Source organism: Microbacterium sp. (genome assembly GCF_047607465.1).
GTDB lineage: Bacteria > Actinomycetota > Actinomycetes > Actinomycetales > Microbacteriaceae > Microbacterium.
This window is the reverse complement of record NZ_JASGCY010000092.1, coordinates 142,169-154,633: the sequence shown is the minus strand read 5'-3', so window position 1 is coordinate 154,633 and position 12,465 is coordinate 142,169. Positions and strand designations below refer to the sequence as shown.

General features: G+C 71.2%; 8 protein-coding genes and 1 tRNA gene. 7 read left to right on the top strand and 2 right to left on the bottom strand.

Annotation, left to right across the window (positions count from 1 at the left end; translation table 11 throughout):
* Positions 1–802: PD-(D/E)XK nuclease family protein (locus QM568_RS13895; protein ID WP_415139765.1), on the top strand; the 802-nt coding region annotated here is incomplete at its 5' end.
* Here the strand turns inward: QM568_RS13895 and QM568_RS13890 are convergent.
* On the bottom strand, positions 748–2,139 hold the full coding sequence (locus QM568_RS13890; protein WP_415139764.1) for a phosphotransferase: 1,392 nt from the start codon (positions 2,137–2,139) through the stop codon (positions 748–750). The genes QM568_RS13895 and QM568_RS13890 overlap by 55 nt on opposite strands.
* Positions 2,140–2,203: 64 nt before the next feature.
* On the opposite strand from QM568_RS13890, the gene nudC reads away from it, so the two are divergent.
* Positions 2,204–3,094: an NAD(+) diphosphatase gene (nudC, locus tag QM568_RS13885; protein WP_415139763.1), complete on the top strand. Its 891-nt coding sequence runs from the start codon at positions 2,204–2,206 to the stop codon at positions 3,092–3,094.
* Positions 3,091–4,812: an ATP-dependent helicase gene (locus QM568_RS13880; RefSeq protein WP_415139762.1), complete on the top strand. Its 1,722-nt coding sequence runs from the start codon at positions 3,091–3,093 to the stop codon at positions 4,810–4,812. The genes nudC and QM568_RS13880 overlap by 4 nt, the downstream gene beginning before the upstream one ends.
* 792 nt (positions 4,813–5,604) lie before the next feature.
* On the opposite strand, the gene QM568_RS13875 is transcribed toward QM568_RS13880, so the two are convergent.
* Complete coding sequence (locus QM568_RS13875) at positions 5,605–6,975, bottom strand: zinc-dependent metalloprotease (protein WP_415139761.1); 1,371 nt, start codon at positions 6,973–6,975, stop codon at positions 5,605–5,607.
* A gap of 109 nt (positions 6,976–7,084) precedes the next feature.
* Here QM568_RS13875 and QM568_RS13870 point away from each other — a divergent pair, with 109 nt between their 5' ends.
* From QM568_RS13870 to QM568_RS13855, 4 genes are all read left to right on the top strand, one after another.
* A complete protein-coding gene (locus tag QM568_RS13870; RefSeq protein ID WP_415139760.1) occupies positions 7,085–8,164 on the top strand; it encodes a PDZ domain-containing protein in 1,080 nt (359 codons plus the stop codon).
* 77 nt (positions 8,165–8,241) lie between these two features.
* A complete protein-coding gene (locus QM568_RS13865; protein ID WP_415139759.1) occupies positions 8,242–11,142 on the top strand; it encodes a UPF0182 family protein in 2,901 nt (966 codons plus the stop codon).
* Between the two features lie 221 nt (positions 11,143–11,363).
* Positions 11,364–11,437, top strand: a tRNA-Met gene (locus tag QM568_RS13860).
* Between the two features lie 105 nt (positions 11,438–11,542).
* Entirely contained in the window at positions 11,543–12,361 is an 819-nt protein-coding gene (locus QM568_RS13855; RefSeq protein ID WP_415139758.1) for a carbon-nitrogen hydrolase family protein, read from the top strand.
* Positions 12,362–12,465 lie beyond the last annotated feature (104 nt).

Genomic DNA, 12,465 nt, shown 5'->3' with positions numbered 1-12,465 from the left:
CGCCGTCCGTGCCGCCGCCGAGCATCCGCCGGCGCCGAGCGCCGAACTCGCGCGGCTGCTCGAGGAGCGGGCGGCACGACTGCGCGGCACCGATGCCGCGCCGCCGACGAGGGTGCCGGCGTCGCGGTTCAAGGACTACGTCACCGATTTCGGCGGCACGCTGTCGTCCATCGTGCGGCCGATGCCGGAGCGCCCCTACCGGCAGACCCGCCTCGGGACGCTCTTCCACGCGTGGGTGGAGCAGCGCAGCGAGCAGGTGGGCGCGGGGGCGCGCATCGATGAGGCGCTCTGGGAGCTCGACGACGAACCGTTCGCCGATGCCGCCGAGGTCTCCGCGGCCGATGCCGCCGACCTGAACGCGCTGCAGGCCACGTTCGAACGCAGCGAGTGGGGCCCGCTCAGGCCGATCGCGGTCGAGATCGAGATCGACTTCGCCCTCGGCGCCGCAGGCGACGACGATCCCGGTGCGGACGTCGGCGCAGAAAGGGCGGCGGCCCGCGGTGCGGAGCACGTCATCATCTGCAAGCTCGACGCCGTCTACCGTCGTGACGATCGCGGCGGACGCATCGAGATCGTGGACTGGAAGACCGGCAAGTCGCCGCGCACGGCGGCGCAGCGCGAGGAGCGGATGCTGCAGCTCGCGCTGTACCGGCTGGCGTACCACCGCCGCTTCGGTGTGCCGCTGGACGAGATCGACGTCGCGCTCTACTACGTCGCTGACGACCTCGTCATCCGCGGCGATCGGGTCTACTCGGAGTCCGAGCTCCTCCAGCGCTGGAGCGCGGCGCGCGCGGCGCGCTGAGCCTCGTCCTCGGGCGAGATGGCGTCATCGTCGGGCTGCTCGGGAAGCGGTGCGATCGGACCGCTCGAACCGTCGGCGGGGCGCACGTCCGACAGGTCCTCGGTGGGAAGGATCGCCGCCTCGGCGCGGTGCGCGGCCACGGCGGGGTCGATCTCCCTCCCGGAGGCGCCACCGTGATCGTCGCCCACCGAGCCGAGGCGCGCGCTGTCGTCCGCCGCGCCGGATACCCCCGCGCCGGATACCCCTGCGCCGGCGACCTCCGCCGTCGCGCCCTCCTCGCGCCACAGCTCGCTCGGCGTGTACGCGTCGGTCTGCATCGAGGTGTCCACCGCGGCCTTCGCGCCGGTCGGCACGCGATCGAGGGCGTCCATGGCCGAGTCCACGCCCTCGCTGCGGGCGGCGATCACACGCAGGTCGTCGCTGCGCAGCCCCTCCGCCAGCGCCTCCAGGAGACCAGCCGCGTCGTCGACGATCGCCGGGTCGTGCAGGGCGTCGCCGTGCACGAGCCAGCGGGCGAACTCCAGCTCCGCCGACAGTCGCGCGCGGACCTCGATCGCTCCGTCAGGGGTGCGATCAGCGGCGCGGGCGTAGGCGGCGAGCACGTCGTCGGCCGCTTCGGGAGCGGTCGAGAGCCAGGCGAGGTCGACGGCGGGGTCTCCCACCGACAGGCCGTGCCAGCCGAGCACACCGGTGACCCGCGGGCCTCGTTCGTCGTCGTCGGCGAACACGAACGACGCCGACTGCGCGCCTCCCAGCGTCACCGTGGACTCGAATCGCCACAGGTCGTCGTCGGCGACGGCATCCCGCCAGCGCACGGTCAGGCGGGCAGGCACCCGCCCCGTCGCCGCTGCGGTGTCGATGAGGCGTTCGATCTCCTCGCGCGTCTCCTGCGCCGAGCGCGCGGGCAGCCCTGCTCCGCGCACAACCGAGGTGGGCAGGGCATGCACGGCGGCGATCGCCGCGCCCATGGACTCGGCGGCTCCGCGCCCTGCGGGCACGAGCGCCGCGTCGATCTGGAAGCCGGGCAGCAGCGTCGTGACGAGAGCGGGGGCGTCGTGCACTTGCGTCTCGCCCACGTACTCCGGGGCCGCGAACGGCAGCATCGCACGGGCGCCGGCCGTCAGTGCACGCAGCGCCAGCGCCTCGGAGGCCAGCTCCCGCGCTGCTTCGTCGTCGTCGGCGACCCTGATGGCGAGCTCGCGGCCGTCGCGCAGCGTCGCCACCGCCGCATCGAAACGTCCGTCGCCGTCGGCGGTCAGGGCACGAGCGCCCGTCACCTCCGCCCCGGGCAGTGCCGCCGTCACGGCCGCGGCTAGAGTGAATGCAGAGCGTCCCATCCCCCCAGGGTAGGTCGGCTCGCCGGAGGTCGAGCCTCCGCCACGCCCGTGAGAGAGGGAGTCGATGACCAGTCCGCCCACGTCCATCGATCGGGCCGCCGAACTCCGCGACACCCCCGGGATCATCGATCGGCTGCGCGCCGACGCGGCCACCCGCGTCCTCGCCGTGCGCGAGGCCCGCGTGCTCATCGCCGCAGGGCACCTGGTGCTGCGCGCTCCCGACGAGGTCGCAGACGCGACCTGGGCGCTGCTCGGGCGCAGTGCGGATGGCGCGCCGATCCTGCTCGCCTCCCTTGCACCGGAGCACGGCAGCGTCGACAGCGCCCCCGACGACACGTGGCTCGGACTCCGCGGCCTCGGCGGCGTCCTCGACGCGTTCGAGAACGAGCTGCTCGTCGAGGCGCTCGCGGTGGACGCCTGGGTGCGCGACGCGCCGTTCTGCCCCGCGTGCGGGGGCGCGACCGAGCTGCGTCAGGCGGGCTGGTCGCGCCGCTGCCTCGTCTGCGCCCGCGAGCACTTCCCGCGCACCGACCCTGCGGTCATCGTCGCGCCGGAGAGCGCGGACGGAGAACGGCTGCTGCTCGGAGCCAATGCGATCTGGGGCGGACGCATGTACTCGTGCTTCGCAGGGTTCGCCGAGGCCGGCGAGTCCCTGGAGTCGACCGTTCATCGAGAGCTCGAGGAGGAGGCAGGCATCCGCCTGAGCGCGGTGACGTACGTCTCATCGCAGCCCTGGCCCTTTCCCCGTTCGCTGATGCTCGGCTTCCGCGCCGTCGTCGACGACGAGAGCGCCGCACGCGCCGACGGCGAGGAGATCGTCGACGTGCGCTGGTTCACCCGCGACGAGATCGGCGCAGCGCTGGAGGGAGAGGGACCCGTCGCCCTTCCCGGCCGCGCGTCGATCGCCAGGCGCCTCATCGAGCTCTGGCACCGCGAGCGGAGCCCGCAGCATTGAGCGCGCTCGATGCGCTCGACGAACGGCAGCGGCAGGCGGCATCCGTCCTGCGCGGGCCCGTCGCCGTCCTCGCCGGCGCCGGCACCGGCAAGACCCGCGTGATCACGCACCGCATCGCCCACGGCGTCGACACCGGCGCCTACTCGCCCTCGCGGGTGATGGCGGTGACGTTCACGGCCAAGGCCGCGGGCGAGCTGCGCGGCCGGCTGCGCGCCCTCGGCGTCGAAGGCGTCGCTGCGCGCACCTTCCACGCTGCAGCCCTCGCCCAGCTGAACTTCTTCTGGCCGACGCTGGCAGGAGCTCCCGCACCGGGACTCATCGACAACAAGGTGCGGATGCTGGGGCAGGCTGCCGATGCGATGAGGCTGCGGCCGAGCACGGCGACGCTGCGCGATATCGCGTCGGAGATCGAATGGCGCAAGGTCTCGATGCTGTCGATCGACCAGCACGCGGCCCTCGGGCGCACGGTGACCGGCGTCGACGCGACCCAGCTGGCCGAGCTGCAGCGTGCCTATGAGGCGCTCAAGGACGAGCGGCACCAGCTCGACTTCGAAGACGTGCTCCTGGCATGCGCCGGCATGCTCGAGGCCGAGCCGCGGGTGGCCGCATCGGTGCACGAGCAGTACCGCCACTTCACCGTCGACGAGTACCAGGACGTGTCGCCCCTGCAGAACCGTCTGCTCGAGCTGTGGCTCGGAGACCGGCGCGACATCTGCGTCGTCGGCGACGCGAGCCAGACCATCTACTCCTTCGCCGGTGCCGACCAGCGGTTCCTCCTCGAGTTCGAGAGAAGGCACCCCGACGCGACGGTGGTGCGGCTGGAGACGAACTACCGCTCGCAGGCGCCGATCCTCGCCGCGGCGAACGCGCTCATGCGCGGCCGACCGGGAGCCCTCGAGCTCGTGCCGGCCCGCGAGTCGTTCACCGCCGACGCCCCCACCCTCACCGCCTACGACACCGAGAGCGACGAGGCCGCAGGCATCGCCGCCGCCGTCGCCCTGCGCATCGAAGCGGGCGCCTCTCCGGCCGATATCGCCGTGCTGTACCGCGCCCACGCGCAATCGGCCGTGCTGCAGCAGGCGCTCGCCGCGCAGGGCGTGGCGACCACGGTGCTCGGCGGCACCCGGTTCTTCGCCATGCCGGAGGTGCGTCAGGCGATCCTCGCGCTGCGCGCAGCCGCCGTCGCGCCGACCGAGCACGACTTCCTCTCCGGCGTCCAGCGGGTGCTGCGCGAGCTCGGACTCACCGACGAGCCTCCGGCAGCGGGCGGTGCGCAGCGCGACGGCTGGGAGGCGAGGCGCGCCATCCTGCGCCTGGCAGAGGAGGCCGCGCCCGGCGAGACGCTGCGCAGCTTCAGCGACGCGCTCATGGCGCGCGCCAAGGACCAGCACGAGCCGGCGCTGCGCACGGTGACGCTGTCGACCCTGCACGCGGCCAAGGGGCTCGAATGGCCGCACGTCTACCTGGCAGGGTGGGCAGAGGGTGCGCTGCCGATCTCCTATGCGACCGGCTTCGACGCCATCGACGAGGAGCGACGCCTCGCCTACGTCGGCGTCACGCGCGCCGCGCGAACGCTCGCGCTGTCGTGGTCGCGTTCGGCGGGTCGGGGGGAGCGGGCGCCGTCGCGTTTTCTCGCGGAGATCGGGGCTGCGGCGCGCGGCACCGGCATTCTTCGTGAAACGTCATCGAACGCCACACCCTCCCGCCCGACGCGCTGACCTCGACGAAGCTCCCTGCCGACGCGCCTTCGGCGAACAGTCGCGCGACGAGCGTTGCGGCCTCGGCGATCCGGGCGAGGCTCACCGGCCCTGGGGAGCGGCCGATGAGTTGCGTGTGCAGCCGCGGCCATGCCGGATCTCGATCGCGCTCGTGCCCGTCGCGGCAGCTCAGACACGGCGTCTCGCCGGGGACGACGAGGGGGCCGACGGTGGTGCGGCCGCGCTCGAGCGCGACGGGGAGATGCGCGAGGTCCTCGCGCAGATAGCGTGCGAGCTGGACGGCGGCGGCGGCGCCCTGCACGACGATGACGCCGCAGTGCGTCCGCTCTGCGCGGTCGCCGGCCGGCAGGCCCTCGTCGATCAGCGCCTCGCGCAGGCGGAACTCGATGCGCGGGTCGGAGAGGCCGATGCTCTCCACCCAGACCGGGGTCGGCACGGCGTCGTCGTCGACGAGCAGCGGACGCAGCCGCGCCAGCAGCATCCGGGCCTCGCGCCGAGGTGCGCCGGCGCCGTGCGCGACGACGTCGAACGCGTTCATGCGGAAGCCCTCCGCCATCCGCGCCAGCAGCGGCACGACCCATTCGGCGTCGACATCGAGACGGATCTCTCCTGACGCGCCCAGCTGCACCGTGTCGGCATCGCGCCACAGCAGCGGCACGCCGGGGTCGAGGCGGGTGATCGTCGTCGGGGACAGCGGAGACATGCCACCGATTCTCGGCACCTGCGCACGGCTGCGGGGCGCGTCGTCGTGATCGGTGGATAACTTCTCGGCTGTGCAGGACGAGTGCCGGCTCAGACCGGCTTCTCGCCCGCGCCGTCCTCTGCGCCGCCCTCGTCCCCGAAATCCTCGCCGTCGAGAAGGCGCGCGAGCGCTTCGTCCATCTCATCGGCGGCCGGCTGCTCCCCACGCGCACTCGCCTGCAGGCGGGCGATCAGCGCGGCCGGGTCGTCGATGTCGGATGCCTGCGGCATGAGGTCGGGGTAGTCCCAGAGCGAGTCGCGGGCCGCCGTGCCGACAGCATCCGTCACGGCCCGCCACATCGCCGACGCCTCGCGCAGCCGACGCGGCCGCAGCTTCAGGCCCACCAGGGCGCCGAGCGCGTCTTCGGCCGGCCCGCCCACGGCGCGGCGGCGGCGAGCGGCCTCGGCGATGCGGACGCTCTCGGGCAGCCGCGCCGTCGCGTCGGCGGTCACGACGTCGACCCATCCGTCGATCGTGGCCACGAGGTTCTCCAACCGGGCCAGCGCCTCGCGCTGCGCCTCGGTCTGCGCCGGCAGCAGCGCCCCGCCCTCGATCGCCGCGCGCAGCTCCTCGGGGTTCGACGGATCGAGCCGGCTCGCGACGTCTTCGAGCGCGCCGACGTCGACGGTGACTCCGCGGGCGAAGTCGGTGATCTGCGACATCACGTGCAGGTGCAGCCACTTCGCGTGCCGGTACAGGCGTGCGTAGGCGAGCTCGCGGGTGGCCAGGTACAGGGCGATCTGATCGCCGGGGATCTCCAGGCCCTCGCCGAAGGCGGTGAGGTTCTGCGGGATCACCGCGGCGGTGCCGGCGGGGAGCACGGGGATGCCGACGTCGCCGCCGGAGACCACCTCGAGCGAGAGGTTGCCGAGCACCTGGCCGAACTGCGCGGCGAACACCGAGCCGCCCAGGCCCCGCATGAGCTTGCCCGCGCCCTGCACGAGCGCGCGCATCTCCTCGGGGACCTGCGTGTCCAGGGCGCTGGTGAGCGCATCGGCGATGCTCGTCGAGACCGGCTCGGCGATCTCCTTCCAGACCGGCAGCGTCGCCTCGACCCATTCGCCGCGCGTCATCGCCCGCGGCTGCTCGTTGAGATCGGAGATCGTGGTGGCCTCGCCGAGCCACAGGTTCGCGAGCGCGAAGGAGTCGGCGAGCGAGGTGCGCGAGCCGTCGCTGATGCCCTGCCCCTCACGGTTGGCGATGTGCAGCGCCTGCCGCAGCGCGCTCTGCCACGGATCGCCGCCGAGCGCACCCTGCAGCTGCGACATGATCGTCTGCATCATGGCGGGGTCGAACTGCATGCCCTCGATGCCGCCGAGCATGTCCCGCAGCTGCTGCGGGTCGATGTCGCCGCCCTGCCCGTTCATCATGCGCCGCAGGAACTCCTGGAAGTCCTCAGGGGTGGGGTCGTTGTCTGCCATGTCGCTCGCCCTCTCAGTACGCCATAAGCGTGCGGGATCTACGCTAGTCACAGAGACAGGCCCGCGACCTCGTTCGCTGTACGCCGCTCGCGAACGACGGAGGAATGCTGTGGAACGAACCCGGTCTGTGAAGCTCGGACTGGGCGCCTGGTCGCTGGTCGTCGCGCTCATCGCGCTGGTCGTCCTCACCTTCCTGCCGACGCCGTACGTGATCCAGCGACCCGGCCCCGTGTACAACACGCTGGGCAGCGCCTCCGACGAGGACGGCGAGGAGATCCCGCTCATCAGCGTCGACGGCGCGGACACCTACGAGACCGCAGGGTCGCTCGATCTGACGACCGTGCAGGTGGTAGGCAATCGCGAGCGCACGCCGAGCTGGTTCGAGCTCGCGCTCGCCTGGATGGATGCCTCGAAGGCGGTCGTCCCGCTGGACTCGGTCTTCCCCGAAGGGGTGACGACCGAGCAGCGCGACGCGCAGAACGCCACCCTGATGGTCGATTCGCAGCACGAGGCGACCGCTGCGGCGCTGGGCGAGCTCGGCTACGACACCGGCGCAGAGGTCGTGGTGGTGGCAGCGGTGGAGGACTCCCCGGCCGACGGCGTCCTCGAGGCGGACGACGTGATCACCGCCGTGGACGGTGCCGCTGTGACCTCCGCGAAGATGCTGCGTGAGACGATCCAGCAGAGCGAGGGAGCTGCGGTCGAGCTCACGATCCGGCGCGACGGCGATGAGCACCGGATCGAGATCGCACCCGACAAGCACGAGGCCGACGGCGAGACGACCTGGCTCATCGGCGTCTCGCTGCGCACCGATTACGACTTCCCCTTCGACGTCACCATCCAGCTCGACAACGTCGGCGGCCCCAGCGCCGGGATGATGTTCGCCCTCGGGATCATCGACACGCTCACCCCCGGGGAGCTCAACGGCGGGGCCGACGTCGCAGGCACCGGCACGATCGAGGCCGACGGCACGGTCGGGCCGATCGGGGGGATCCGTCAGAAGCTCTACGGCGCGCGGGATGCGGGCGCCGACTATTTCCTCGCCCCGGCCTCGAACTGCGACGAGGTGGTCGGCCACGTGCCGGACGGGCTCACCGTCGTGAAGACAGCGACCCTCGACGAATCGCTGCACGCCCTCGAGGTCATCGCCGACGGCGGCGATGTGGGCGCCCTCCCCGCCTGCAGCTGAGCGTGCTCCGTCGTCGGCTGTTGCGCCCTCGGCGGATCCGGAGCCGGTGCACAGTCGGGCGCGCCTAGGATGGACGGGTGACCTCGACCTCATCAATGAACCCGGCCACGCCTCGGACATCCCGACGGATCATCGGCATCTCGGTGGCCATCCTCGCAGCGTTGATCGCGGCCTTCTTTGTGTTCGCCTCGCTGTACACCGAGTTCCTCTGGTTCGACCAGCTCGGCTTCGCCGACGTGCTCACCACGCAGTGGTCCGCGATCGCGCTGATGTTCGTGATCGGGTTCCTCGGCATGGCGGTGCCGCTGTTCGTGGTCATCCAGCTCGCGTACCGCCTCCGTCCGGTCTACGTGCGCCTGAGCTCGCAGCTCGACCGCTATCAGGAGGTCATCGAGCCGCTGCGGCGCCTCGCCATGTGGGGCATGCCCGTGTTCTTCGGGCTCTTCGCCGGTTTCTCCGCGGCCAGCCAGTGGCGCATCGTCTGGCTGTGGGCCAACGGCGTCGCAACCGGCGAGGTCGACCCGGAGTTCGGCCTCGACACCGGCTTCTACATGTTCGCGATGCCGTTCTACGAGATCCTGCTCGCGTTCGTCTCGGCGGTGCTGCTGCTGTGCCTGATCGTGACCGCGCTGGTGTCGTACCTCTACGGCTCGGTGCGCGTCGGACAGGGCGAGCTGCGCATCTCGAAGTCCGCCCGCATCCAGCTCGCCGTGCTCGCCGGCCTCTATCTGGTCGTGCAGGCCGTGAGCCTGTGGCTCGACCGCTACAAGACGCTCGTCACCCCGGAGGACCGCATCACGGGAGCGGCGTACACGAGCGTGAACGCGACGATCCCTGGCTTCGCGATCCTCGCCGTCATCGCGGCCGTCGTCGCCGTGCTGTTCTTCGTCACCGCGGCGATCGGCCGCTGGCGCTTCCCGCTGGCCGGAACAGCCCTGCTCGTCGTGGCCTCCCTCGTCGTCGGCGTCGGCTATCCGTGGGTGGTGAACACCTTCCAGGTGAAGCCGAACCAGAACGCCTATCAGGCCGACTACTACCAGCGCAACATCGACGGCACGAAGGAGGCGTACGGGCTCTCCCACGTCGAGGTCACGCCGTTCACGGCGAAGACGGATGCCGAGGCGGGCCAGCTGCGCGAGGACGCCGACACGACGGCATCCATCCGCATCATCGACCCGAAGATCGTCAGCGAGGTCATCCGCCAGCAGGATCAGTCCCGCGACTACTACCAGTTCCCGAAGACGCTCGACGTCGACCGCTACCAGATCGACGGCGCGAGCCAGGACACGGTGGTCGCGGTGCGCGATCTGGACCTGAAGAACCTCGGCGACAGCGGCACGTGGAACAACCGTGTCGCGGTGTACACGCACGGCTACGGTCTGCTCGCGATGGCAGGCAACGATCGCACGACCTCAGGCGAGCCGGTGTTCCTCGAGCGCGGCATGCCGACCTCGGGCACGCTGAGCTCCGACCAGCAGTACGAGCCCCGCATCTACTTCGGCGAGAACTCGCCCGAGTACTCCATCGTGGGCGCGCCGGAGGGCTCGAAGCCGGTCGAGATCGACTACGCCAGCGGCACCGATGGCGAGAGCAACACGACGACGACCTTCACCGGCGACGGCGGCCCTTCCGTGGGCAACACGTTCACGAAGCTGCTGTACGCGTTGAAGTTCCAGTCGGAGCAGATCCTGTTCTCGAACCTCGTCAACGAGGAGTCGCAGATCCTTTACGACCGCAACCCCACGACCCGCGTGCAGAAGGTGGCGCCGTACCTCGAGATCGATTCCGACCCGTATCCGAGCGTCGTGGACGGCCGCGTCGTCTGGATCGTCGACGGATACACGACGAGCAACTCGTACCCGTACTCGACCGGTATCAGCCTGTCGAAGGCGATCGCCGATTCGAGCACGCCGACCCCGTCGCTGGCGATCGACCAGATCAACTACATCCGCAACTCCGTCAAGGCCACCGTCGACGCGTACGACGGCTCGGTCACGCTGTACGCGTGGGACGAGACCGACCCGGTGCTCAAGACCTGGCAGAAGGTGTACCCGTCGACGCTGAAGCCGATCAGCGAGATGTCCGGCGACCTCATGAGCCACGTGCGCTATCCGACCGACCTGTTCAAGGTGCAGCGTCAGATGCTCGGGGTCTACCACATCGACGACGCTGGTTCGTTCGCGCAGCTCGACAACCGCTGGCAGACGCCGAAGGACCCGCGCAGCAAGGAGCTGCTGCAGCCGCCCTACTACCTGAGCATGAAGATGCCGGGGCAGGACACCGCGCGGTTCTCGATGTTCTCGACGTTCATCCCGGCATCCTCCACCTCCGGCAGTACCCGCGACGTGCTCATGGGTTACCTGGCGGTGGATTCGGATGCCGGCAGCGAGGCGGGCGTGAAGGCCGAGGGCTACGGCCAGCTCAGACTGCTCGAGATCAACGATGCCACCACGGTGCCTGGGCCCGGCCAGGTGCAGAACGCGTTCGACACCGATCCGGTGGTGGCGCCTAAGCTCAACGTGCTCGCGATCGGAAAATCCGAGGTCGCCTACGGCAACCTGCTGACGCTGCCCGTCGGCGGCGGTCTGCTGTACGTGCAGCCGGTCTACCTGCAGTCGACGGACAACACGCAGGTGCCCAAGCTCCGATCCGTGCTCGTCGCGTTCGGCGGCAGCGTCGCGATCGAGGACACCCTCACCGCAGCCCTCGATTCGCTCTTCGGCGGATCGGCCGGGGCGACCGGTGGTGACGAACAGGTCACGCCGACCGAGCCCACCGAGCCGACGGATTCCGGAGAGGAGACGCCGCCGGTGGCATCCGATGCCCGTGCCGAGGCGCTCGCCGAGGCCGGGCAGGCACTGGCCGACCGCGAAGCCGCGCTGAAGGAGGGCGACCTCGCGAAGTTTGCCGAGGCCGATGAGCGCCTGACGGCCGCCGTCGAGACGCTGATCGCGCTGGACGACGCCGCGGGGGAGTGACCCCCGTCCCCCTCCCCGCCCCGCCCCCGCGCCCCCTCCCGCCCCTTCCGCCGACGCCCCATCTGCGCGGCGACGCCCCACTTGCGCGACGTCTGTCAGGTGGGGCGTGGAGAGCCAGGTGGGGCGTCGGCGGAAGGGGCGCGGGGGACACGCCCGGAGGGGCGCGCAACCCGGCGCCGATTCGCGCACCCCTCGTTCCCGTGTTAGGCTATTCCTTGTGCCGCGGGGTGGAGCAGTTCGGTAGCTCGCCGGGCTCATAACCCGGAGGTCGCAGGTTCAAATCCTGTCCCCGCAACAAAAGAAGACCCCTGATCAGGAGAAATCCCGATCAGGGGTCTTCGGTTTCCCCGGTGCTGCGCTCCCGGAGCGCGCGCCGGCTGCGCAGTGGAAGGATGGGGTCATGTCCGACCACGCCCCGGCCCTGCCCGTCGCCGTCTGCCAGTTCGCCCCCACCGCTTCGCGGGCGGACAACCTCAAGCGCATCGCGCGACTGAGCGCGCGCGCCGCGGCGCGAGGCGTGCGTCTGGTCGTGTTCCCGGAGTACTCCAGCTACTTCGTCGATCCGATGGACGACTCGCTCGCCGCCAACGCCGAGACCCTCGACGGCGACTTCGTCTCGACGCTCGCCGGCATCGCCGCCGAGCACGGGATCGTCATCGTCGCCGGACTCGTCGAAAGGGCGTCGGATGCCGGCCGGGTGCGCAACACCGTGGTCGCCGTGCGCGGCGACGGCGTGCGCGCCGTGTACCGCAAGCAGCACCTGTACGACGCGTTCGGTCAGACCGAGTCGGACTGGGTCGAGGCCGGCGAACTCGGTGCCCCCGCGGTGTTCGACGTCGCCGGCATCCGCTTCGGGCTGATGACCTGCTATGACCTGCGCTTCCCCGAGGTCGCGCGCACCCTGGTCGACGCCGGCGCCGAGGCGCTGGTGGTGCCGGCCGAGTGGGTGCGCGGTCCGCTCAAGGAGCACCACTGGACGACGCTCCTCGCCGCCCGCGCGATCGAGAGCACCAGCTACGTGGTCGCTGCGGACCACCCGACGCCGATCGGCATCGGTCACTCGGCCATCATCGATCCGCAGGGTGTGACAACCGCCGCGGTCGCGATCGGCGAAGGCATCGCCGTGGCCGAGGTCGACCGCGCCGTCATCGAGCGCGTGCGCCGGGTGAACCCGGTGCTGGCGCTGCGCCGCTACCGGGTAGAGCCGATCGGCGGCTGAGCGGACGTATCTCGTCCCGGTCGCCGGCGCCTTCTCATGGGGCGACCGGGAGTCAGAGAACCGGTCGCCCCGCGAGCGGAGCACCCCGAGACGCAGACTTCGGC

Coding starts and splice junctions, on each gene's coding strand:
- QM568_RS13890 (WP_415139764.1), bottom strand. CDS start 2,139: ATGGGACGCTCTGCATTCACTCTAGCCGCGGCCGTGACGGCGGCACTG.
- nudC (WP_415139763.1), top strand. CDS start 2,204: ATGACCAGTCCGCCCACGTCCATCGATCGGGCCGCCGAACTCCGCGAC.
- QM568_RS13875 (WP_415139761.1), bottom strand. CDS start 6,975: ATGGCAGACAACGACCCCACCCCTGAGGACTTCCAGGAGTTCCTGCGG.
- QM568_RS13855 (WP_415139758.1), top strand. CDS start 11,543: ATGTCCGACCACGCCCCGGCCCTGCCCGTCGCCGTCTGCCAGTTCGCC.